This is a genomic window from Streptomyces sp. NPDC048258 (assembly GCF_043201995.1).
GTDB lineage: Bacteria > Actinomycetota > Actinomycetes > Streptomycetales > Streptomycetaceae > Streptomyces.
Window position 1 is genome coordinate 149,855 of the sequence record NZ_JBICZH010000012.1, and the last position, 22,079, is coordinate 171,933.

23 protein-coding genes are annotated in these 22,079 nt (G+C 71.2%); 9 read left to right on the plus strand and 14 right to left on the minus strand.

The window, feature by feature from the left end; all coding sequences use genetic code 11:
- The first annotated feature begins 168 nt into the window (after positions 1 to 168).
- Positions 169 to 1,395 (plus strand): PTS transporter subunit EIIC, encoded by a 1,227-nt coding sequence (locus ACGFYQ_RS26320; RefSeq protein ID WP_393748102.1) that lies wholly within the window; start codon positions 169 to 171, stop codon positions 1,393 to 1,395.
- 68 nt (positions 1,396 to 1,463) lie between these two features.
- On the opposite strand, the gene ACGFYQ_RS26325 is transcribed toward ACGFYQ_RS26320, so the two are convergent.
- Complete coding sequence (locus tag ACGFYQ_RS26325; RefSeq protein WP_393747889.1) at positions 1,464 to 2,216, minus strand: MBL fold metallo-hydrolase; 753 nt, start codon at positions 2,214 to 2,216, stop codon at positions 1,464 to 1,466.
- 205 nt (positions 2,217 to 2,421) lie between these two features.
- Here ACGFYQ_RS26325 and ACGFYQ_RS26330 point away from each other — a divergent pair, with 205 nt between their 5' ends.
- Positions 2,422 to 2,841, plus strand: a complete 420-nt coding sequence (locus ACGFYQ_RS26330; RefSeq protein WP_393747891.1) for a hypothetical protein — start codon at positions 2,422 to 2,424, stop codon at positions 2,839 to 2,841.
- Positions 2,838 to 3,185, plus strand: coding sequence for a DUF488 domain-containing protein (locus tag ACGFYQ_RS26335; protein WP_393747893.1), 348 nt, complete (start codon positions 2,838 to 2,840; stop codon positions 3,183 to 3,185). Before ACGFYQ_RS26330 ends, ACGFYQ_RS26335 begins: the two co-directional genes overlap by 4 nt.
- A 351-nt stretch (positions 3,186 to 3,536) precedes the next feature.
- On the opposite strand, the gene ACGFYQ_RS26340 is transcribed toward ACGFYQ_RS26335, so the two are convergent.
- From ACGFYQ_RS26340 to clpS, 7 genes are all read right to left on the minus strand, one after another.
- Entirely contained in the window at positions 3,537 to 4,487 is a 951-nt protein-coding gene (locus ACGFYQ_RS26340) for a PLP-dependent cysteine synthase family protein (protein ID WP_393747895.1), read from the minus strand.
- Positions 4,487 to 4,774, minus strand: a complete 288-nt coding sequence (locus ACGFYQ_RS26345) for a MoaD/ThiS family protein (protein ID WP_376680119.1) — start codon at positions 4,772 to 4,774, stop codon at positions 4,487 to 4,489. The genes ACGFYQ_RS26340 and ACGFYQ_RS26345 overlap by 1 nt, the downstream gene beginning before the upstream one ends.
- Before the next feature lie 91 nt (positions 4,775 to 4,865).
- On the minus strand, positions 4,866 to 4,973 hold the full coding sequence (locus tag ACGFYQ_RS26350) for a putative leader peptide (protein WP_312847437.1): 108 nt from the start codon (positions 4,971 to 4,973) through the stop codon (positions 4,866 to 4,868).
- Between the two features lie 77 nt (positions 4,974 to 5,050).
- Positions 5,051 to 5,473: a Mov34/MPN/PAD-1 family protein gene (locus tag ACGFYQ_RS26355; RefSeq protein ID WP_393747898.1), complete on the minus strand. Its 423-nt coding sequence runs from the start codon at positions 5,471 to 5,473 to the stop codon at positions 5,051 to 5,053.
- An 89-nt stretch (positions 5,474 to 5,562) separates the two neighbouring features.
- A complete protein-coding gene (locus tag ACGFYQ_RS26360; protein ID WP_393747900.1) occupies positions 5,563 to 7,005 on the minus strand; it encodes an amino acid permease in 1,443 nt (480 codons plus the stop codon).
- Positions 7,006 to 7,324: 319 nt separating this feature from the next.
- Positions 7,325 to 7,936 carry a DUF2017 domain-containing protein gene (locus tag ACGFYQ_RS26365; protein WP_393747902.1) on the minus strand — a complete coding sequence of 204 codons (612 nt, stop codon included), beginning with the start codon at positions 7,934 to 7,936 and terminating at the stop codon, positions 7,325 to 7,327.
- On the minus strand, positions 7,936 to 8,250 hold the full coding sequence (clpS, locus tag ACGFYQ_RS26370; RefSeq protein WP_362392073.1) for an ATP-dependent Clp protease adapter ClpS: 315 nt from the start codon (positions 8,248 to 8,250) through the stop codon (positions 7,936 to 7,938). Before clpS ends, ACGFYQ_RS26365 begins: the two co-directional genes overlap by 1 nt.
- 80 nt (positions 8,251 to 8,330) lie before the next feature.
- Here clpS and ACGFYQ_RS26375 point away from each other — a divergent pair, with 80 nt between their 5' ends.
- Together ACGFYQ_RS26375 and ACGFYQ_RS26380 are read left to right on the plus strand one after the other, a co-directional pair.
- A complete protein-coding gene (locus ACGFYQ_RS26375; protein WP_393747905.1) occupies positions 8,331 to 9,659 on the plus strand; it encodes a nicotinate phosphoribosyltransferase in 1,329 nt (442 codons plus the stop codon).
- Positions 9,660 to 9,922: 263 nt separating this feature from the next.
- Complete coding sequence (locus ACGFYQ_RS26380; RefSeq protein WP_393747907.1) at positions 9,923 to 10,528, plus strand: isochorismatase family protein; 606 nt, start codon at positions 9,923 to 9,925, stop codon at positions 10,526 to 10,528.
- Here the strand turns inward: ACGFYQ_RS26380 and ACGFYQ_RS26385 are convergent.
- Together ACGFYQ_RS26385 and ACGFYQ_RS26390 are read right to left on the minus strand one after the other, a co-directional pair.
- Positions 10,525 to 10,827 carry a hypothetical protein gene (locus ACGFYQ_RS26385; protein WP_030825287.1) on the minus strand — a complete coding sequence of 101 codons (303 nt, stop codon included), beginning with the start codon at positions 10,825 to 10,827 and terminating at the stop codon, positions 10,525 to 10,527. The two genes, ACGFYQ_RS26380 and ACGFYQ_RS26385, sit on opposite strands and share 4 nt — an antisense overlap.
- 112 nt (positions 10,828 to 10,939) lie before the next feature.
- On the minus strand, positions 10,940 to 13,294 hold the full coding sequence (locus ACGFYQ_RS26390; protein ID WP_393748105.1) for an immune inhibitor A domain-containing protein: 2,355 nt from the start codon (positions 13,292 to 13,294) through the stop codon (positions 10,940 to 10,942).
- 472 nt (positions 13,295 to 13,766) lie between these two features.
- Here ACGFYQ_RS26390 and ACGFYQ_RS26395 point away from each other — a divergent pair, with 472 nt between their 5' ends.
- Positions 13,767 to 14,102 (plus strand): hypothetical protein, encoded by a 336-nt coding sequence (locus ACGFYQ_RS26395; RefSeq protein WP_393747909.1) that lies wholly within the window; start codon positions 13,767 to 13,769, stop codon positions 14,100 to 14,102.
- A gap of 22 nt (positions 14,103 to 14,124) precedes the next feature.
- Here ACGFYQ_RS26395 and ACGFYQ_RS26400 read toward each other — a convergent pair whose 3' ends face one another.
- Both ACGFYQ_RS26400 and ACGFYQ_RS26405 read right to left on the minus strand, forming a co-directional pair.
- A complete protein-coding gene (locus tag ACGFYQ_RS26400) occupies positions 14,125 to 14,856 on the minus strand; it encodes an RDD family protein (RefSeq protein WP_393747911.1) in 732 nt (243 codons plus the stop codon).
- A 97-nt stretch (positions 14,857 to 14,953) separates the two neighbouring features.
- A complete protein-coding gene (locus ACGFYQ_RS26405) occupies positions 14,954 to 16,408 on the minus strand; it encodes an RDD family protein (protein ID WP_393747913.1) in 1,455 nt (484 codons plus the stop codon).
- A gap of 258 nt (positions 16,409 to 16,666) precedes the next feature.
- On the opposite strand from ACGFYQ_RS26405, the gene ACGFYQ_RS26410 reads away from it, so the two are divergent.
- Entirely contained in the window at positions 16,667 to 17,146 is a 480-nt protein-coding gene (locus tag ACGFYQ_RS26410; RefSeq protein WP_393747915.1) for an SsgA family sporulation/cell division regulator, read from the plus strand.
- Positions 17,147 to 17,151: 5 nt separating this feature from the next.
- Here the strand turns inward: ACGFYQ_RS26410 and ACGFYQ_RS26415 are convergent, their stop codons facing one another.
- Complete coding sequence (locus ACGFYQ_RS26415) at positions 17,152 to 18,534, minus strand: FAD-binding oxidoreductase (protein ID WP_393747917.1); 1,383 nt, start codon at positions 18,532 to 18,534, stop codon at positions 17,152 to 17,154.
- Between the two features lie 96 nt (positions 18,535 to 18,630).
- Between ACGFYQ_RS26415 and ACGFYQ_RS26420 the strand changes: the two genes are divergently transcribed.
- Positions 18,631 to 20,151, plus strand: a complete 1,521-nt coding sequence (locus ACGFYQ_RS26420; protein ID WP_393747919.1) for a tetratricopeptide repeat protein — start codon at positions 18,631 to 18,633, stop codon at positions 20,149 to 20,151.
- A 151-nt stretch (positions 20,152 to 20,302) separates the two neighbouring features.
- Here the strand turns inward: ACGFYQ_RS26420 and hppD are convergent, their stop codons facing one another.
- Positions 20,303 to 21,448 (minus strand): 4-hydroxyphenylpyruvate dioxygenase, encoded by a 1,146-nt coding sequence (hppD, locus tag ACGFYQ_RS26425; RefSeq protein WP_362392094.1) that lies wholly within the window; start codon positions 21,446 to 21,448, stop codon positions 20,303 to 20,305.
- A 133-nt stretch (positions 21,449 to 21,581) separates the two neighbouring features.
- Between hppD and ACGFYQ_RS26430 the strand changes: the two genes are divergently transcribed.
- The gene (locus tag ACGFYQ_RS26430) at positions 21,582 to 22,058 is read left to right on the plus strand and encodes an Lrp/AsnC family transcriptional regulator (RefSeq protein WP_393747921.1); all 477 of its coding nucleotides are present in this window, start codon (positions 21,582 to 21,584) and stop codon (positions 22,056 to 22,058) included.
- Positions 22,059 to 22,079 lie beyond the last annotated feature (21 nt).

Consider the following 22,079-nt stretch of genomic DNA (forward strand, 5'->3'; position numbering starts at 1 on the left):
ACACCATCAAATGGTGTAGACCACGTGGGCCTGTCTGCGCTCGCGTTCCCCCCTTTTACGAGACGTCGCCGTCCCCCGGCTCACCCCTTGGCGGCGCCTTGCCCACTGGAGGAAGTTGTGACCACGGCTGCCGCCCCCGCGGCGGAAAAGAAGAAGGGCGCCGGCGTGATGGCCGTCATGCAGCGCATCGGCCGGAGCCTCATGCTCCCCGTTGCGGTGCTGCCCGCCGGCGCGCTCCTGCTCCGCCTGGGCGCGGACGACATGCTCGGCGACAAGGACGTCTTCCCGACGTTCGTCCTCAAGATCGCCGGATACATGGCCGCCGGTGGTGGCGCGATCCTCGACAACATGGCGCTGCTGTTCGCCGTCGGTATCGCGATCGGCTTCGCCAAGAAGTCGGACGGCTCGACCGCCCTCGCGGCCGTCACCGGCTACCTGGTCTTCCAGAAGGTGCTCGCCACCTTCACCGACAGCAACCTGCCCAAGGTCGCCAAGGTGGTCGGCGGCAAGATCGTCAACGTCGACGCCCCGGTCAACGCCGGTGTGCTCGGCGGTGTCGTGATGGGCATCATCACGGCCCTGCTCTACCAGAAGTTCTACCGGACCAAGCTGCCGGACTGGGCGGGCTTCTTCGGCGGCCGCCGCCTCGTCCCGATCCTCTCCGCCCTGGCGGGCCTGGTCACCGGCATCGTCTTCGGTCTCATCTGGCCGGTCCTCGGTGCGGGTCTGCACAACCTCGGTGAGTGGCTGGTCGGCTCCGGCTCGGTCGGCGCGGGCATCTTCGGTGTCGCCAACCGCGCGCTCATCCCGATCGGCATGCACCACCTGCTGAACTCCTTCCCGTGGTTCCAGACCGGTTCCTTCGATGGCCCCAACGGCGCCGTCCACGGTGACATCGGCCGCTTCCTCGCCGGTGACCCGACCGCCGGACAGTTCATGACCGGCTTCTTCCCGATCATGATGTTCGCCCTCCCGGCGGCCTGCCTCGCGATCGTCCACTGCGCCCGCCCCGAGCGCCGCAAGGTCGTCGGCGGCATGATGTTCTCCCTCGCGCTCACCTCCTTCGTCACCGGTGTGACCGAGCCGATCGAGTTCACCTTCATGTTCATCGCCCCGGTGCTCTACGCGATCCACGCGGTCCTCACCGGTATCTCCATGGCGCTGACCTGGGCCCTGGGCATGCGCGACGGCTTCGGGTTCTCGGCCGGCCTGGTCGACTACCTGCTGAACCTGGGCATCGCCGACAACCCGCTGGGCCTGGCCGGCGTCGGCCTCTGCTTCGCGGTGGTCTACTACTTCGTCTTCCGCTTCGCGATCACCAAGTGGAACCTCCCCACCCCGGGCCGCGAGTCCGACGAGGAGCTCGCCGAGCTGGCGAAGGCCGAGGCCAAGTAGGCCTCGCCGCCTCCGGTACGACGAAGCCCCCGCTCTCCCGGAAGGGAGGGCGGGGGCTTCCTCGTACCTCAGACCTCGTAGACGGCGCCCGAGTAGGCCAGGTCGACCGGGCCGTCGTAGACCGCGCGGGCGTCGGCGAGGTTCTGCCGCGCGTCCGTCCACGGCGGGATGTGGGTGAGGACGAGGCGGCCGACCCCGCCGCCGCGCGCGTACTCCCCGGCCTCGCGCCCGTTGAGGTGCAGATCGGGGATGTCCTCCTTGCCGTGGGTGAAGGAGGCCTCGCAGAGGAACAGGTCGGTGCCCTCGGCGAGCATGGCCAGCTCGGGGCAGGTTCCGGTGTCCCCGGAGTACGTGAGCGAGCGGCCGCCGTGCTCGACGCGGATGCCGTACGCCTCGACGGGGTGGCTGACCCGCTCGGTGCGGACCTGGAAGGGGCCGATCTCGAAGCTGCCGGACTTCAGCGTGCGGAAGTCGAAGACCTCGCTCATGGAGCGCTCGTCGGGCACGTCGTCGTAGGCGGTGGTCAGGCGCTTCTCGGTGCCCTCGGGGCCGAAGACGGGGATCGTGCCGCAGCGGCCGCCCTCGTGCCGGTAGAAGCGGGCGACGAAGTACGCGCACATGTCGATGCAGTGGTCGGCGTGCAGATGGCTGAGGAAGATCGCGTCAAGGTCGTAGAGCCCGATGTGGCGCTGCAGCTCGCCGAGGGCGCCGTTGCCCATGTCGAGGAGCAGCCGGAAGCCGTCGGCCTCGACGAGGTAGCTCGAACAGGCCGATTCCGCGGACGGGAACGACCCCGAACAGCCGACGACGGTGAGCTTCATGGAGCGTGAACCTCCGTGGACGGTCCGTGGACGGAATGCGGGCCGTGCGTGCGTCGAGCGTAAGGCGCGAAACGGCCGGTCGCTCCTCCACCGCGGGCCGTTGTGGGGGGAATCACCTGCCCTGTCACCCGTGGGAGCGACGGCGGGCACGGGCGTTGCCACACGTTGCCATGCCGGGGCGTTCCCGTACGGCTACGGTCGAAACATGGACACGTCCTGGTGGCCCGCGGTGGCCGCGGTCGTGGCCGTGGCGCTGGTGGTGCTGGTCGCCGGGAAGCGGCTGGGACTTCCCCGCCGGGCCCCGGCCGCGCACGGCGCCGGTCCGCCGCCCCGGCCGCGGCCGGGTGAGCTGTGGTCGCTGGTGGACGGGCGCCTCTGCCTGGTCCTGGCGGTGGCGCAGATACGGGGCCACCGGGCGCGGGTCGCGTGGATCACCGGGAAGTACGACGACCGGCGCGCCGGGGTGATCCCGCTGCCGCCGGGAACGGTGGGGGCGCAGGGCCGGGCGAGTTTCCTGGAGGCGGACCGGCCGGCTGAGGTGTCGCTGTGGGAGTTGCGCGGCCGGGTGGGGGTGCTGGATCCGGCGGTGTGGGACGAGGTCAAGGGGCTCGGAGGTGGCCGGTGATCCGTTTGCGGCGTGTGTACGACCCGCCTGAGCCGGAAGCGGACGGGGTCCGCGTGCTCGTGGACCGGCTGTGGCCGCGGGGGCTTTCGAAGGAGGCGGCGGGGGTGGACGAGTGGCCGCGGGCCGTTGCCCCGTCGACGGAGCTGCGGAAGTGGTTCCACGGAGGTGGTTCCGCCGGGGAGTTCCGGCGGCGGTACGAGGCGGAGCTGGGCGCGCCGGAGGTGGTGGCGGAGCTGGACCGGCTGCGGGCGTTGGCCGTGGCGGGGCCGGTCACTCTGCTGACCGCGGTCAAGGATCCGGGGGCGAGCCACGCCGCGGTGCTCGCGGAGCTGCTGCGCGACTAGGCTGCGCCGCTGCGGGGGCCTCTTCCCTGAACCGGGCTCCGCCCGGACCCGCGCCTCAAGCGCCGGCGGGGCTCGAAGACCTGGGGCTCCGCCCCGGACCCTCCCCCAGACTCCGTCCGGGGGGACCCCCACGCCTCAAACGCCGGCGGGGCTGGGTTGTGGCCGGCGGGGGTCAAGATCGGGGCGCTGCCCCGCACCCCGCGCGTCAAACGCCGGCGGGGCTGGAATTGGGCCGGCGTTTGAGGCGCGGGGCGCAGGGCGCGGGGCGGGGCCCCGGTGTTCCAGCCCCGCCGGGCCGGCCCCGGCGGCGGCGCCGGAGCGTGCCCGCCGGGCAATCCCCGCAGGGGTCCGCTACGCCCAGAGCTGGCCCTGGAGGACCTCGATCGCCTCTTCCGTCGTCGCGGCGGTGTAGACGCCCGTCGACAGGTACTTCCAGCCGCCGTCGGCCACGACGAAGACGATGTCCGCCGATTCGCCCGCGGCCACCGCCTTGCGGCCGACGCCGATCGCCGCGTGCAGGGCGGCCCCGGTGGAGACGCCCGCGAAGATGCCCTCCTGCTGGAGGAGTTCCCGGGTCCGGGTGACCGCGTCCGCCGAGCCCACCGAGAAGCGGGTGGTGAGGACCGACGCGTCGTAGAGCTCCGGGACGAAGCCCTCGTCCAGGTTGCGCAGGCCGTACACCAGGTCGTCGTAGCGCGGCTCGGCCGCGACGATCTTGATTCCCTCGACGTTCTCGCGCAGGTAGCGGCCGACGCCCATCAGGGTGCCGGTCGTGCCCAGGCCCGCCACGAAGTGGGTGATCGAGGGCAGGTCCGCGAGGATCTCGGGGCCCGTCGTCGCGTAGTGCGCGCCCGCGTTGTCCGGGTTGCCGTACTGGTAGAGCATCACCCAGTCGGGGTGCTCCGCCGCCAGTTCCTTGGCCACCCGCACCGCGGTGTTCGAGCCGCCGGCGGCCGGCGACGAGATGATCTCGGCTCCCCACATGGCGAGAAGGTCCCGGCGCTCCTGCGAGGTGTTCTCCGGCATCACGCAGACGATGCGGTAGCCCTTGAGCTTGGCCGCCATCGCCAGGGAGATGCCGGTGTTGCCCGAGGTGGGCTCCAGGATGGTGCAGCCGGGGTACAGCCGGCCGGCCTTCTCCGCCTGCTCGACCATGTGGAGCGCGGGGCGGTCCTTGATCGAGCCGGTCGGGTTGCGGTCCTCCAGCTTCGCCCAGATGCGGACGTCGTCCGAGGGCGACAGCCGGGGCAGCCGGACGAGCGGCGTGTTGCCGACCGCGGCCAGCGGGGAGTCGTAGCGCATTACTTCGATCCGCCGGCGACGGCCGGGAGGATGGTGACGCTGTCGCCGTCCTTGAGTTCGGTGGTGATGCCGGCGAGGAAGCGGACGTCCTCGTCGTTGAGGTAGACGTTCACGAAGCGGCGCAGCTCGCCGCCCTTCGACTCGTCGACGATGCGCTCGCGGATGCCCTTGTGACGGGTCTCCAGGTCGGTGAACAGCTCGTCCAGGTTCGCGCCCTCACCGGACACGGCCTTCTCGCCGTCGGTGTAGGTGCGGAGGATGGTGGGGATGCGGACCTCGATGGCCATGGCTGGCTCCAGTCGTGAAGGATCGTGAGGGAGGGCGTGACAACGTGAAGCGCGCGGTTCGTCGGCCCCCCGCGCAAAAGGGCTCTGGTGCTCAGACGGCAGGACAGATGGCGCTGGCGAGGCGGCACAGGTCGACGTGCAGCCGCGCCACGAGCAGCAGCCTGCCGGGCGTCTCGATGCTCACGTCGTGGGAAACCATGCGGTCATGTTAACGATTCCCGCTCCCCGGTTTGGAGTGTGATCCCGCATCATGGACGCCGACTGCTCACATACTGGTCAGTAGGACTCGACGACCTGCACTTCCTCCTCCGTGATCACACCGTCGACGATCCGGTACGAGCGGAACTGGAACTCCCCGAGGCCGTCCTTGTCGGCCGTCGAGACCAGTACGTAGTGCGCGCCGGGCTCGTTCGCGTAGGTGATGTCCGTGCGCGAGGGGTAGGCCTCGGTCGCGGTGTGCGAGTGGTAGACGATCACCGGCTCCTCGTCGCGGTCGTCCAGCTCGCGGTAGAGCTTCAGCAGGTCCTTCGAGTCGAACTCGTAGAACGTGGGCGAGCGGGCCGCGTTGAGCATCGGGATGAAGCGCTCCGGGCGGTCGGTGCCCGCCGGGCCGGCCACGACACCGCACGCCTCGTCGGGGTGGTCCTGGCGGGCGTGCTCGACGATCCGGTCGTACAGGGCCTGGGTGAGGGTCAGCATGAGCGACAGGATAAGCAGACGGGCCCTCCCGTACCGAGGTGTGGTACGGGAGGGCCCGAATGGTGGACAGACCTGTGGTCGGACCTGGTTCAGGAGACCTTGTTGAAGGCCGCGCCGGCCGGGTTGCGGGCCTTGAGGACCAGGTAGGACACGCCGAGGATCAGACCCCACAGCGGGGCGCAGTACAGCGAGACGCGGGAGTCCTTGTCGATGCCCATCATCACGATGACCATGCCGATGAAGAGCAGCGCGAACCAGCTGGTCCACGGGGCGCCGGGGGCGCGGAAGGCGGACTGCGGGAGTTCGCCGCGGTCGGCCTTGGCGCGGTAGCGGATCTGGCAGACCAGGATCATGATCCAGGCCCACATGCCGGAGATGGTGGCGAAGGAGACGACGTAGTCGAAGGCCTTGCCCGGGGCGACGTAGTTGATCCAGACGCCCACCAGCATCAGTCCGGCGGAGAAGGTGGTGCCCACGAGCGGGGTGCCGCTCTTGGTGAGCTTGGTGAAGAACTTCGGGCCCTGGCCGTTGAGCGCGAGGTCGCGCAGCATGCGGCCGGTGGAGTACATGCCGGAGTTGCAGGAGGACAGGGCGGCGGTCAGGACGACGAAGTTGACGATCGCGGCGCCGACGCCGAGGCCCATCTTCTCGAAGGCCAGCACGAACGGGCTCTCGCCCGCCTTGAAGTTCGACCACGGGATGACCGACATGATCATGATGAGCGCGCCGACGTAGAAGACGGCGATGCGCCACGGCACGGTGTTGATGGCCTTGGGCAGGGTCTTCTCGGGGTCCTTGGACTCGCCGGCGGTGACGCCGACCAGCTCGACCGCGAGGAAGGCGAACATCACGATCTGCAGCGTCATCAGCGTCTCGCCGATGCCGTTGGGGAAGAAGCCGCGGTCGCTCCACAGGTTGGAGACGGAGGCGGTGGCGGCGGCGTCGGAGAAGCCGATGGTGAGGATGCCGGCGCAGATCAGGATCATGCCGACGATGGCGGTGACCTTGACCATGGAGAACCAGAACTCCAGCTCGCCGAAGAGCTTCACGGAGATCAGGTTGGCGCCGTAGAGGATGACGGTGAAGATCAGCGCGTACGCCCACTGCGGGAAGCTGTCGTGGGTCCAGTACGACATGTACTTGGCGGCCGCGGTGACCTCGGTGATGCCGGTGACCACCCAGAAGAGCCAGTACGTCCAGCCGGTCGCGTAACCCCAGAACGGGCCCAGGAACTCGCGGGCGTAGTCCGAGAAGGAGCCGGAGACGGGGCGGTACATGAGCAGCTCGCCCAGGGCCCGCATGATGAAGAAGATGACCAGGCCCGCGATCGCGTAGGCCAGGATCAGGCTCGGTCCGGCCTTGGAGATGGCCTTGCCCGCGCCGAGGAAGAGGCCGGTGCCGATGGCTCCGCCGATCGCGATCATCTGGATCTGGCGGGCGCCGAGCGCGCGGTGGTAACCCTCGCCGTCGCCGTCGCCCTGAGTGCCCTCGCCGGGCGTCTTGCCGTGCTGCTCGACCTGCACAGAGGTCATGTCTTGGTGCGCCTTTCTCCACGCCGACCCGCGCCTGCTGCAGGCTGCGGATCGGGTCCTCGATCCCCCCGGATACGGATGGAGTTGCACCCGGCGGTCAGCCGGTTCAAGCAAGCCGCGGGACATGGGTGGCGTCCCGTCGGCGGTCGTGAAGATCTATCACGTGCTTACGGGTGGCCGAGGACGCGAAATGTGACGCGGGGCACAGGCATTTCATGACAGAGGTCCCTAAATGGATCAGATCACCGCATCGCGGTGATCTGATCGTTATCCGGATTTGAGCGTCCGCTGAGCGAACGATCTCCGCCTTTGAGGAACCTCAGAGGGTCTCGGTGAGGGTCTCGATGAGGGTCTCCTGGAGACCGCCGAGCCAGAGGTACGCCATCACCATCGGCTTGCGCGGATCGTCGTCCGGCAGCCGGAAGAGTGTTTCGCTCTCGTCGTCCTCGGTGACGTCGAGCCGGGCCGCGAGGGTCAGCCGCAGGTCGTTGAGGGCGCCGAGCCAGCGCAGCGGCAGCTCCCCGGTCAGCTCCAGGACCGCCGCCCCGTCGCCGGCCGGGGTGAGCCCGTCCAGGCTGCGTACGACGGCCAGCGCGTCCTCCCGCTTGCGGGTGCGCAGGTCGTTCTCGGTGAAGCGGCGGAACTCCGCCGAGCGGGCGCGCAGCTCCTCGGGGTCCTCCGCGGGCTCCGCTCCCGGACCCCCGTACGCGTCGGGGAAGAGCCGGGCCAGGGCCGGGTCGGACGGGGGCTCGGTCGGGCCGTCGGCGGCGAACAGCGCGGCCAGCGGGTCGGCGTCCTCCGCGGGCTCCGGCTCGCCCGGTCCGATCAGCTCCAGCAGCTGGACGGCCAGGGACCGCAGGATGGAGATCTCGATCTCCTCGAGCGCGATGGCCGCGCCGCCGCCCTTGAGGGGCTGGAACGTGCCGCCCATCAGGTGCGGTCCTGGGAGAGGGTCGCCCACAGGCCGTAGCCGTGCATGGCCTGCACGTCGCGCTCCATTTCCTCGCGGCTGCCGCTGGACACGACCGCCCGCCCCTTGTGGTGGACATCGAGCATCAGCTTGTGCGCCACGTCCTTCGAGTAGCCGAAGTACGCCTGGAACACGTACGCCACGTAGCTCATGAGGTTGACCGGGTCGTTGTGCACCAGGGTCACCCAGGGGACGTCGGGTTCCGGGACCGCGAAGGTCTCTTCGGCCGACTCGGTGCGTTCGATCTCTACAGGAGCAACACTCACTTGTCCCATGCTGCCACCGTGACGGCCCGGTCGCACAAACGGGCCCTACATCTCGTCACTCTGACGAAATGTGCGCTAGCATCCGTGCCATGAACCCTGCGGACCTGGGCCTGCCGGTGGACGTGCCGTCGACAGCGCTCTTCACGGACCATTACGAGCTCACGATGCTGCAGGCCGCCCTGGCGAACGGCACCGCCGACCGCCGCTCGGTCTTCGAGGCGTTCACCCGCCGGCTGCCCGAGGGGCGCCGGTACGGCGTGGTGGGCGGCACCGGCCGGGTGCTGGACGCGGTGGAGAACTTCCGCTTCGACAGCGCGGTGCTGGAGTTCCTGCGCGAGCGGGCCGTCGTCGACATGCGGACGCTGGACTGGCTGTCCTCGTACCGCTTCTCGGGCGACATCTGGGGCTATCCGGAGGGGGAGGTCTACTTCCCCGGCTCGCCGATCCTGCGGGTCGAGGGCAGCTTCGCCGAGTGCGTGCTGCTGGAGACCGTGGTCCTGTCGATCCTGAACCACGACTCGGCGATCGCGGCGGCCGCCTCCCGGATGGACTCCGCGGCCGGCGGGCGCCCGCTGATCGAGATGGGCGCGCGGCGCACGCACGAACTGGCCGCGGTGGCCTCGGCGCGGGCCGCGTACGTGGGCGGCTTCACCTCCACCTCGGACCTGGCGGCCGGATTCCGGTACGGGATCCCGACGGTCGGCACGAGCGCCCACGCCTTCACCCTGGTGCACGACAGCGAGCGCGACGCGTTCACCGCGCAGGTGGCCTCGCTGGGCGGCGGGACCACCCTGCTGGTGGACACGTACGACGTGGCCGAGGCGGTACGGACGGCCGTGGAGGTCGCGGGCACCGATCTGGGCGCGGTCCGCATCGACTCGGGCGACCTGCTGCTGGTGGCCCACCGGGTGCGGCAGCAGCTGGACGAGCTGGGCGCGACCGGGACGAAGATCGTGGTCACCTCGGACCTGGACGAGTACGCCATCGCCTCGCTGGCCGCGGCGCCGGTGGACGCGTACGGGGTGGGCACGCAGCTGGTGACGGGCAGCGGGCACCCGACGTGCTCGATGGTCTACAAGCTGGTGGCGCGGGCGACGTCGGCGGACCCGAAGGCGCCGCTGCTGCCGGTCGCGAAGAAGTCCACCGGCGGGAAGACCTCGATCGGCGGGCGCAAGTGGGCGGCCCGCCGGCTCGACGCGGAGGGCGTCGCCGAGGCGGAGGTCGTCGGGACGGGGCCGGTGCCGTCGGCGCTGGCCGACTCGCAGCTGCTGGTCGAGCTGGTGAAGGGCGGCGAGGTGGTCGCCCGCGAGCCGCTGGAGGCCGCGCGTGACCGCCACCGCGCCGCCCGCGCGGGGCTCCCGCTCTCCGCGACGCAGCTCTCGCGCGGCGAGGCCGTGATCCCGACGGAGTACGCGTAGCGGCCGCGCCGCCGCTGCCGGGGCTCCGCCCTGGACCCTCCCCCAGACTCCGTCCGGGGGGACCCCACGCCTCAAACTCCCCCAGCTACCGCTGGGAGGGGCCCCCAGGCGGGGCTGAAATTGCCCTGCGGGCAATCCAGCCCCAGCCGAATCCGAGCCGTACGGGTCTGGGGCAGCGCCCCAGTTTCGGGAAGGGGCGGGGTGGGGGAATAGCCCCCGCAGGGCCCCGCCGCCGCACACCACCACGACCCGAAGGACACGTCATGCACCGCGCACTGATCGTCGTCGACGTACAGAACGACTTCTGCGAAGGCGGCAGCCTCGCGGTCGCCGGCGGGGCCGACGTCGCCGCCGCCATCACCGAGCTCATCGGGCAGTCCACCCCCGGTTACCGGCACGTCGTCGCCACCCGCGACCACCACATCGACCCCGGCGGCCACTTCGCGCACCCCCCGGCCGAGCCGGACTACGAGACCTCCTGGCCCGTGCACTGCGTCGCCGGGACGGAGGGCGTGGGGTTCCACCCGAACTTCGCCCCCGCCGTGGCCTCGGGCTCCGTCGCCGCCGTCTTCGACAAGGGCGCGTACGAGGCCGCGTACAGCGGGTTCGAGGGGGCCGACGAGAGCGGCGTCGGGCTCACCGACTGGCTGCGGGAGCGGCACGTCACCGAGGTGGACGTGGTCGGGATCGCCACCGACCACTGCGTCAGGGCCACCGCCCTGGACGCGGCCCGCGCCGGCTTCACCACCCGCGTGCTGCTGGACCTGACGGCCGCCGTGGCCCCGCACACCACCGCACGGGCCCTGGACGAGCTCCGTGCGGCCGGTGTGACCCTGGTCGGCGGCCAGGCGGGTCAGACGCCCTCCTAGGTGCCCAGGAGGGCCCGGATGGGGTGCCAGAGCTCCTGTGCGCGGTCGGGTGCGCCGCGCCACAGCAGGCCGTCCGGGTGGTGCAGGACGGCCGTGACCTCGTCCGGGGTCGGCGGCTGTGCGTTGCCCCGCAGGTACACCGCCCTCATGCCGAGGTTCCGCAGCCTGGTCAGGGCACGGGCACGGTTCGCGGCGTGCACCAGCACGCGGACATTTCCTCCCTCTCCGGACGGCCTGGGCAGCGTGAGCGCGACCACCACGCTGCCGCCTGGCAATCTGACGAAACCTCCACCGGGCACGGCGGTCATCTCCCCCGTCAATAAGAAACTCGTACCGCGCATCTAAACGCGATCGGCCGCCGCCCGCTAGAGGGCGACGGCCGATCATGCTTTGACGTGCGGTTTTACCGAATTACTTCGAGGAGGGGCCGACCTCGACCGTCATGACGAGACCGTCGTAGGTCTCCTTGGCGATCTTGATCTTGGTGTTGGTGTCAGTGACCTTCACCGAGCCGGTCGGGTTCTCGTCGTAGTAGTACTTGCCCTTGTGGTCGTCGAAGACCAGGTTGGCGGGCTTCGGCTTCAGGAACAGCGCCTCGCCGTTCTTGTGCAGCGTGAACGCGTCCGTCGAGTAGGCGCTGAACGCCGCGTCGTACGGCTGGATCTTGTTCCGCAGCAGGGTGCCGTCCGCCCACTTCATGGGCTTGGCGTTGGCGTCGATCGGCAGGATCAGACCCTGGCCCGGGTGCTGGCTGGTGTTGTTGTCCTTCTGGGAGGTGTCCCACTGCCAGATGAGCAGACCGTCCTGGTACGGGTAGTGCTCGACCCAGTCCGGCTTGGTGTTGCCGAAGCCGAAGTTGTACGGGCCGACCTTGAGGGTCTGGTCGTACGAGACGTAGCGGCGGTTCTCGGCCAGGTAGTACTGCGCGTACTCCTTGGTGAAGCCGGCGCCGATGCGCGAGAAGCCCTTGCCGGTCCAGCCGTTGTCGCCGTTCTCGGCGCCGTCGGTGAACAGCGCGGAGCCGTCCGCGGTCAGGGTGACGGCGTCGGCCGTGAAGCCCTTGCCGCCCGCGCCGCCGTCCGTCTGGTAGCGGAAGCGGAGGTCGATCTTCTTGCCCGCGTAGGCGTCGAGCGGGAAGTTCAGCGACTGCCAGGCACCCGAGACACCGGTCAGCGACGGGCTGCCGGAGGCGTCGGCCGGGATGGCCGTGCCGTTGGCGGTACCGGCGAGGGCGGTCCAGTTGGCGCCGCCGTCGGTGGACACCTCGGTGTAGAGGAAGTCGTAGTCGGCCTCGATGTCCCACCAGCCCTTGAGGGACAGCGCGGCGGACGTCTTGCCCGTCAGGTCGACCGACCGGGTGAGGGTGTTCTTGAGGTCGTCACCCATGTTGCTCCACCACTGCGAGGAGCCCTCGGCGGGAGCGACGACGTCGGTCTTGACCTGCTTCTTCGGCAGCTCGACGACCAGCGCCTGCTTGTCGCTGGTGTTGTACTCCGAAACGCCCAGCTTGTGGGTGGACTTCGTCGCGGCCTTGGCCTTGTCGTAGTTCAGCCAGCCCAGCTGGAGCTTGTCCCAGGCGGTCATGTCGCCCGGGAGGTCGCCTATGGAGTCCTTGCCGGTGCCGAGCCAGGAGCCGGCCGACATCAGGGACCAGAAGCCGACCGAGTTCTCGCCGCCACCGGAGGTGTCGTAGAGGTCCGGCAGACCGAGGTCGTGGCCGTACTCGTGCGCGAAGACGCCGAGGCCGCCGTTCTCCGGCTGCATCGTGTAGTCGCCGACCCAGATGCCGGTGTCACCGATCTGGGTGCCGCCGGCCTTGTTGTTGTCCGGGCCGGTCTTGCCCGCCGCGGTGCCGTAGGCGTACCAGCGGTGCGCCCACAGCGCGGTCGTGCCCTGCACGCCGCCGCCGGCCGACTCGTCCTCGCCCGCGTGGACGATCTGGAAGTGGTCGATGTAGCCGTCGGGCTCGTTGAAGTTGCCGTCGCCGTCGAAGTCGTAGCGGTCCCACTGGTCGTACTGGGCCAGCTGCGCCTTGATCTGGGCGTCGGTCTTCCCGGCCTTCTTCTGGGCCTCCGTCCACGCCGTGACGCCGTCCTTGACGGTGTCCCACACGTTGGAGCAGTTGGTCTGGCCGCAGTAGTTGGAGCCGTAACGGCCCTCGTTGTACGGGACCTTGACCCAGTCGGCGACCTCGCCCTCGACCGAGTAACGGCCCGAGGAGGTCTTCTCGTAGTAGGTCTTCAGCGAGTCCTTGCCCTGGCCGGTACCGAAGTACAGCTCCTGGAAGTAGTCGCGGCTGAAGTCCTTGCGCCAGGCGGTGCTGTTGTCCGAGGCGCGGTCCGGCTGGGCGATCGTGTTGTGCATCGGCCCGGGGGTGCCCCCGTACTTCGGAACGGCCGGCTTCGGGCCGGGACCGTCCGGGTCGAACATGGTCGTGTTGTCGACCTGGTCGCCGAACTCGACGAGGATCGTGAAGATCTTGTCGGTCTTCTCACGGCCGAGCTCGACGTACTTCTTGTCGTCGAGCTTGACGACCTTGGAGGCGCCGCGCTGCTCGACGCCCTTCTTGCCGGCCAGCACCTGGTCGAGAGCGGCCTTGCGCTGCTCCGCCTGCTGCTCGCTGAACGGGCCCTTCAGGTCGTGCTCGACGACCTTGGCAGGAGCGGTCGGGTCCTGCCGGTCGGCCGCGGGCGCCCCGATCGGACTGGGGTTGGCCTGGGCCGCGGTGACGCTGAAGAAGGTGGCACTGGTCGCGCAGGCGGCCATGGTCACGGTGACGGCGGCAGCACGAAGCGCACGCCGACGGGCGGAATTGCTGGTCACTTGATGTCGTTCCCCTCCCGCGGCCGCAACGTAGGTCGGAACGTCTCCATAGGAGCGGGGGGTTCCGCGCGGCGCGCGTCTCAAGTGACGACATTTGACCGGAGAGTCGAAAGAAAAGACAGACCTTGACTTGTTCCTTACAACTGCACTATGCGGTCAACGAGTTCCGCTATTCGGACGTTCGGATGCCATACGGGGCGAAGGGTGCTTCCCGACCGTCCATCGCGTGCCTCAGGACGGCATTTCTGGCAGGCCGCGGCGCGAAGAATGACCCCGTGCGCCCCCCGTGCTCCGGCACCGTGGGTTAGGTCACGCTTACTGGCGGTTCCCCTCGGGCATTCCCCGTCGTAGAGTCACTTGACGCGCGACCTAGTTGAGCCGACTCCCCCTCCCCTCCCTGAGGACGGATATCGCCATGCCGCGTCCGACTGCCGCACAGCTCGCCTACGGGTCCGCCACCGTCGTCGTGTCGACGATCGCCATGCTGCTGCTCTCGCAGACGAGTACGGGGCTCGGGATCGCGGTCATCTCCGCGGCCGCCCTCGGGCTCGGTCTGCTCGTCGCCGTCACCGTGCCCCACCCCAGGCGCCGCGGCCGCCACGCGGCCCGTACGGGCGCTCCCGCGGCCACCGCGGCCCCCGTCCCGGCCCCCGCGTCCGCCCACTCGCGCGTCTCCTACGCGGACGCGCCGGCGGCCGCCCGGGTACCGGAACCCCGAACGGCCGCCGCCGAACACCCTGTTCACCACTGAGCCCGTCAGGGCCCGGCGGACGTCAGGTCGTCTGGACCACCACCGTCCTGCCGACCTTGTCGTGCAGGCCCTGCTTGTACGGCTTGTCGACGAGGATCGAGATCACCAGCGCGATCGGCCACAGGCAGAAGCAGCAGATCAGCGTCGGCAGCCAGAGGACGGCGGCGCGGGCGAGCGCCGGGTTCGACTGCGGGACACTGCCGTCGTTGAGCATCGCGATGCGCAGGCCCATCGCCTTCTTGCCGACGGTCTGCCCGCTCTTCTTGGTGAACCACCAGTCGTAGCCGACGTACGCGACGATCGAGATCAGCGTCATGATCAGGCCGCTGCCGCTGTAGGACTTGGTGATGACCTCGGTGACGTCCTCGCCCTTGTTCGTCTCGACGGTGTACCGGTTCGTGCCGAACGCCAGCTGGATGAGGAACAGCGGCACGGCGATGATCACCACGTCGATGATGCGGGCGGCGAGCCGCTTGCCGAAGTCCGCGAGCGGGGGCATTCCGGCGAGCGGATCGGGCATGCCGTAGCCGCCGCTGCCGCCGTAGGGGTCGCCGCCACCGCCGTACGGGGGCGGCGGTGGCGGGTATCCGCCGCCGCCGCCTCCGGGGGGTGGGGACGGCGGGTATCCGCCACCGCCACCGGGTGGGGGTGAGTCGTACGGCGAACCGCCCGACGGAGGCGTCGGTTCCTGGGGCTTCTTGAGGAACGGGTCTTCCTCGGGAGGCTCGCCGGGCGGCGGCTGATCGGTACTCATGGCCCGAGTCGAACCCGGCTCCGTCAACCCCGCAACGGGAGGCTGTCCATTCGGGGGACGGGCCCGTCCCGGGCGGCCCGGCGGGCCTCAGCTGGGCTCAGCGGGCCACGTACGTCTTGGCCGCCTTGTCGTGCCAGGCCTGGCGGCGCGGGCGGTCCACGAGGCACCAGAGGGCGCCGGGGACGCCGAGGAGGACGAACACCAGCCAGCGGCGCAGGGCCGCGCCGAAGGTGGGCGGGCGCAGGGTGGTGGTGGCGAGCACCCGGACGCCGAGCAGCTTCTTGCCCGGGGTGCGGCCCCAACGGGCCGTGGGCAGGGCCTCGTAGAAGACGCCGAAGAGCAGGACCGCGCCGAGGACCAGGCCGAGCTGGCCGGCGATGATGCCGTCGAACAGCCAGACCGTGGTGGTGCGGCCGCCGGTCCGGGCGGCGTCCACCTTGTCCTGGATGTGGGCGGTGGCGGCGGGCAGGAGGGGCCGGGCGACCGCCGCCGCGACCGCCGCGAGGACCAGGGAGTCCAGGGCGCGGGCCGCGGCGCGGCGCACCAACCCGGCGGGCCGTGCGGCCCGCTCGGCCATCCGCTCGAACACTTCCCGGTGCGTACGGGTCCCCTCGGGCCGGGGCTCGGCCGGGGCGGCCGTCCGGGCCGCCGGAACAGCAGGACGGGCCCCGCCGGTCCGGGGCTGCCAGGGCTCGGGGCGGGCCGCCTCGGCCGACGGGGCCTCGGCGGGGGCGGAGGGGCTGGGTCGGGATGCGGCCGGGGCCGGAGCCGGGTGGCGGCGCGCGGGCGCCTCCCGCGGGGACGGCTCGGCCGGGGCGGCGGGCGCGGGACGCGGCCGCGCCGGGCGGACCGCCTCGGACGGGGGCGCCGCCGGGGCGGCCGCCGCCTCGGGCCAGGAGGACGTCAGGCCGGACCCGCCGGAGCCGCTGCCACCGGGGGCATCGGGCCACGCCGGAACCGGGGCCGGGGCGGGGGCGGCGGGGGCGGGAGCCGGTGCCGGGGCGGGAGCCGGGGCCGCCGCCGGGGAGCGGACCGACAGGATCCCGGCCGCGGCCTGGGGCCGGAACCGCTGGGCCGGTGCACCCGCCGCCGCGGCGGCCGGCGTACGGGCCAGGGAGATCCCGGGGCCCGGGCCCGGGGCCTGAGCCGGAGCCGCGGCCGCCGGCTCCGGCGGGCTGCCCCACGACACCCGGTGGTCGCGCGGCCCGCCGAAACCGGCCTGGTGGACGGGGTCGGCCTGCCACGCCGCCTGCTCGGCGGCCCGCTCGGCGACCGGCTCCGCGCCCCGCTGGACGACCGGCCCGGCGACCGGCCGAAGCTCCGGTTCCGGTTCCGGTTCGGGCACCGCCGGCGTCTCCGTCACCGAGGTCCGGTCCAGGAAGACCGGCCCCGTCTCCTCGACGGGCGCGGCGGGGGCAGGGGTGGGGGCAGGACGGCTCGTACCCGGAACCCAGGCGGCGCCGTTCCAGTACCGGACGTACCCGGGGATGGAGGGGTCCGGGTAGTAGCCCTCGCGGGCCGCGTGCTCGCCGTCACCAGGGGAGGCCGTCAATGTCCCCAACTCCGATCGTGGCTTGAGGCATGTGCAAGGCAGGACCATAGCCAAGAACCGCCCCCCGACAGGTCGGGTAACGGGAGATTGTCAACCTTTGAGCGAACCTCGGGCCAAGCGAATGTTTTCGGTCACCCGACAGAATTCGGCCAACCTTCGATTCCCCGCCCGAAGTCGCGTCATACCCGGGTACACCGGAGCTCTCTCCGGGTGTGGGGCGCTATCCGGCCCCTCGCACCGAACCGAAGTGAGGCCGTCATGCACCACCCCGTCATCGAGCGCGAGCTGGAACTGAAGCTGGTCCTGTCCCCCGAGCGCAGCATCCCCGTACCCGCCCGGCTCCTCTACCTCACGGACGACCCGTACGCCGTCCACATCACCTTCCACACCGGCTCCAGCGCCCCGGTCAACTGGACCTTCGCCCGCGAGCTGCTGGTCGAGGGCGTGTTCCGCCCGTGCGGACACGGCGACGTCCGGATCTGGCCCACCAAGATCGACAACAAGGCCGTGCTCTGCATGGCCCTCAGCTCGCCCGACGGCGACGCCCTGCTGGAGGCCCCCGCCACCTCCGTGTCGGCCTGGCTGGAGCGCACCCTGCGCATCGTCCCGCCCGGCACCGAGGCCGAGCGGCTCGGCCTGGACGCGGCCCTGGCCGAGCTGCTCACCCCGACCCCGGCCGACGAGCTGTGGCTGCACGACCCCTGGCCGTCGGACGAGTCGGCGGACGGGGAGCTGTGACGCCGTCAGAAGAGCTTGCCCGGATTGAGCAGCCCCAGCGGGTCGAAGGCCCGTTTGACGGCGCGCTGCATCTCCAGGCCCACCGGGCCGAGTTCGCGGGCCAGCCACTCCTTCTTCAGCACCCCGACGCCGTGTTCGCCGGTGATAGTCCCGCCCAGTTCCAGTCCGAGCGCCATGATCGCGTCGAAGGACTCGCGGGCCCGCCGCGTCTCGTCCTCGTCCGCCGGGTCGAAGCAGACGACGGGGTGGGTGTTGCCGTCGCCCGCGTGCGCGCAGACCCCGATGAGCAGGCCGTACGAACGGGCGATGGCGGCCGTCCCGTCCAGCATCTCGGCGAGCCGGGAGCGCGGTACGCACACGTCGTCGATCATCGTGGCGGGCCGCAGCGTCTCCAGGGCGGTGAGCGACATCCGGCGGGCCTGGAGCAGCAGTTCGGACTCGGCCTCGTCCTCGGCGGGCACCACGGCGGTGGCCCCGGCGGCCGTGCACAGCTTCCCCACGGCCGCGAGGTCCTCGGGGGCGTGCGGGGTGTCGAAGGCGGCGAGCAGCAGGGCCTCGGTGGTGTCGGGCAGTCCCATCCTGCCGAGCGCGTTGACCGCCTGGACGGTCGTACGGTCCATCAGCTCCAGCAGGGAGGGCGTCAGCCCGGCCTCCATGACGGCGCAGACGGCCGCGCAGGCGGCCGCGGTGGAGGGGAACTCGGCGGCCAGCGCGAGCCGGCGGGGCGGTGCGGGTCGCAGGGCGAGGACGGCCTGGACGACGACGCCGAGGGTGCCTTCGGAGCCGACGAAGAGCCGGGTGAGGTCGTATCCGGCGACGCCCTTGGCGGTACGCCGGCCCGTGCTCAGCAGCCGCCCGTCGGCCAGGACCACGTCGAGGCCGAGGACGTACTCGGCGGTGACCCCGTACTTGACGCAGCACAGCCCGCCGGAGGCGGTGCCGATGTTGCCGCCTATGGTGCACTGCTCCCAGCTGGAGGGGTCGGGCGGGTAGTACAGGCCCTGTTCGGCGACGGCGCGCGAGAGCACGGCGTTGACCACGCCGGGCTCGACGACGGCGATCCGGTCGACGGCGGAGACCTCCAGGATCCGGTCCATGGTGACGAGCGAGAGCACGATGCAGCCGTCGGAGGCGTTGGCGCCGCCCGACAGGCCCGTACGGGCGCCCTGCGGGACCACGGGGATCCGTAGGGCGGTGGCGGTGCGCATGACGTGCCGGACCTGTTCGACGGTCCGGGGCAGGACGACGGCGGCCGGGGTGCCGGCGGCGCAGAAACCGGCCATGTCGGTGGCGTAGGAGGCGGTCACCTGGGGATCGGTGAGCAGGGCTTCGGCGGGGAGACCTTCCAGCAGGCGTGCGCGCAGACGCGCGGAGAGATCGTCATCCATGGGAGCAGCGTGGCACCGGGGGCCATCGGTGTGAACACGGCCGCGACCGGCTTCGGACATCTCGGCGCGCTCTTCATATTGACGCACAGTGAGCGCATGGACCGTATCGACCGTATCGACGAGGAATCGCAGACCCCGGCGCCGCCCGTGACCTTCACCGGCCGCAAGACGCTCGTGGCGGCCGCGGTCGCGGTGGTCCTGATCGCGGGGGCCCTGCTGATCCGGCCCGCCCGCGGCGGTGACGACGCCCGCCCGCCGGGACCGAGCGAGCGGGCCGCGGCGGCGGTCGGCATGGGCGCGCCCGCGGCCGCGGTGGACCTGGCGGCGCTGGTCGCGGACCGGGAGAAGTGGGTCGCGGCGCACCCGGACGACGAGGCTTCGTGGGCGGTCCTCGGTGCCGCGTACCTGGAACTGGCGCGGCGCTCGGCGGACTCGGGCTGGTTCCCGAAGGCGGAGAAGGCCCTGAAGCGGTCGCTGGAGGCCCGCCCGGCCGAGAAGGGCAACTTCGACGCGATGACGGGCATGGGCACGCTGGCCAACGCCCGGCGGGACTTCGGGACCGGCAAGAAGTGGGGCGAGCTCGTACGGGCGCAGGCGCCGAAGCGGTGGGGGGCGTACCCGGTGCTCGTGGACGCGTACACGGGCCTGGGCGACTACAAGGCCGCGCAGGCGGCGATGGAGCAGCTGATGGAGCTCCGGCCGGGCCTGGCGGCGTACGTCAGGGCCTCGCAGGTCTACCGGGACCGCGGCTGGCGCGAGGACGCGGCGATGTCGATGGAACACGCGGCGGGCGCGGCGAAGGCCCCGGCGGAGAAGGCGTACACGCTGTTCCGGCTCGGGGAGCTGTCCTGGGAGCGGGGTGACGCGGGGGAGGCCCTGCGCCAGTACGAGGGCTCGCTGCGGGCGGATCCGGCGCAGGCGGAGGCGCTGGGCGGCCGGGCCAGGGCGCTGGCCGCGCTGGGGCGGACCGGCGAGGCGGTGCGGGACTACCGGCTGGCGCTGGGCCGCACTCCGGTGCCGCAGCTGGCGCGGGAGCTGGGCGAGCTGCTGGAGTCGCTGGGACGGGCGCAGGAGGCGCGCGTGCCGTACGACATGCTGGGCGCGCTGGCGGCGCGGGACAACACGAACGGCGTGGACGACGACGTGGTCCTGGGCCTGTACGAGGCGGACCACGGGGATCCGGCGGCGGCGGTGCGGAGGCTGTCGGAGGAGTGGACGCGGCACAAGAGCATGCCGGTCGCGGACGCGCTGGGCTGGGCGCTGCACAAGGCGGGCGAGGACGAGGCGGCGCTGGAGTACGCGAAGAAGGCGACGGAACCGGGGCTGCGGAGCGCGGAGTTCGCGTATCACCGGGCGATGATCGAGCGCGGCCTCGGCGACGCGGCGGCGACGCGGCGCCACCTGGAGGAGGCGATGCGCACGAATCCGCAGTTCTCGCCGCTGCGGGGGCCGCTGGCGAAGGAGGCCCTGGCGGCGGTCGGGCAGCCGCCGCCGGGCGGTCCGGAGCACCTGCAGCCGACCGCGCCGTGGGTCGCCCCGGAGCTCCCGAAGGCGGCCGCCCCGAAGCCGACGCCGCCGCCGGTGGACCCGAAGCCGAAGCCGTCCGCGTCGGCCTGACGGTCCGTTGCGCAGGGCTCCCCGCGCGCTGCCCGTATCGCCGGCGCGGCTCAAAGCCCTGGGGCTCCGCCCCAGACCCCGGGGGCAGCGCCCCCGGCAACGGCGCCGCGCCCGGACCCCCCGGCGGAGCCGAGGGGCCGGGCTTTGCAGGCTAGAGGTTGCCCCGCTTCGCCTGCTCGCGCTCGATCGCCTCGAACAGGGCCTTGAAGTTGCCCTTTCCGAAGCCCATCGATCCGTGCCGCTCGATCATCTCGAAGAAGACCGTCGGCCGGTCCTGCACCGGCTTGGTGAAGATCTGCAGCAGGTAGCCGTCCTCGTCGCGGTCGACGAGGATCTTCAGCTCGCGCAGGGTCTCGACGGGGACCCGGGTCTCGCCCGCCCACTCGCCGAGCGTGTCGTAGTACGAGTCGGGGGTGTCCAGGAACTGCACACCCGCGGCCCGCATGGACCGCACGGTCGCCACGATGTCGTTCGTGGCCAGCGCGATGTGCTGGACGCCCGCGCCGCCGTAGAACTCCAGGTACTCGTCGATCTGCGACTTCTTCTTCGCGATCGCCGGCTCGTTGATCGGGAACTTCACCTTCAGGGTGCCGTCCGCGACCACCTTGGACATCAGCGCCGAGTACTCGGTCGCGATGTCGTCGCCCACGAACTCCTTCATGTTCGTGAAGCCCATGACCTTGTTGTAGAAGGCGACCCACTCGTTCATGCGGCCGAGCTCGACGTTGCCCACGCAGTGGTCGATGGCCTGGAAGGTGCGCTTGGCCGGCGGCTCGACCATCGGGTCGACGGCGACGAAGCCGGGCAGGTACGGGCCGGTGTAGTCCCCGCGCTGGACCAGCGTGTGGCGGGTCTGGCCGTACGTGGCGATCGCGGCCAGCACGACCGTGCCGTGCTCGTCCTTGACCTCGTACGGCTCGTCCAGGCCGCGCGCGCCGTGCTCGACGGCGTACGCGTACGCCGCCCGCACGTCGGGGACCTCGATGGCCAGGTCGATCACGCCGTCGCCGTGGTCGGCGACGTGCTCGGCGAGGAAGCGGCCGCGGTCGGTCGTCGCCTTGATGACGGAGGTCAGCACGAAGCGGGCGCCGCCGTTGGTCAGGACGTAGCTGGCGGTCTCGCGGACGCCGTTCTCCGGCCCGGAGTAGGCCACGAGCTTCATGCCGAAGGCGGTCGAGTAGTAGTGCGCGGCCTGCTTGGCGTTGCCGACGGCGAAGACGACCGCGTCCATGCCCTTTACCGGGAAGGGGTCTGCCTCACGCGCGGTGTGCGGGGTGGTGTCGAGGGTCTCAGTCATGAGCGCAGAGTCCCGCCGATCCACAAGCTGCGCAATAGTTTCCTATTTGGCTGTACAAACTGACCAGCTGCGCAGGAGGATGGTTGAAACATCTGTGCACTATGACCACCTCTGAGGACCCCGGAGCATATTCATGGGAATCGACGACCTCGACGGCCGGCTGATCGTCCTGCTCGCCCGCGAGCCCCGGATCGGGGTCCTGGAGGCCTCGCGGCGCCTGGGGGTGGCCCGCGGGACCGTGCAGGCCCGTCTCGACCGGCTCCAGTCGAACGGAGTCATCCGCGGCTTCGGCCCGCAGGTCGACCCGGCGGCCCTCGGGTACCCGGTGACCGCCTTCGCCACCCTGGAGATCAAACAGGGTCAAGGGGCCGACGTACGGGCCCACTTGGACGGGGTGCCGGAGGTGCTGGAGCTGCACACCACCACGGGGCACGGGGACATGCTGTGCCGGCTCGTGGCCCGGTCCAACGCGGATCTCCAGCGGGTGATCGACCGTGTCGTCGGTCTTGACGGCATCGTGCGGGCCTCGACGGCGATCGTCATGGAGAATCCCGTGCCCTTGCGGATCATCCCGCTGGTCGAACAGGCCGCCGAGGACGACAGTCGATAGGACCATCCCCTCCAGGCGTTG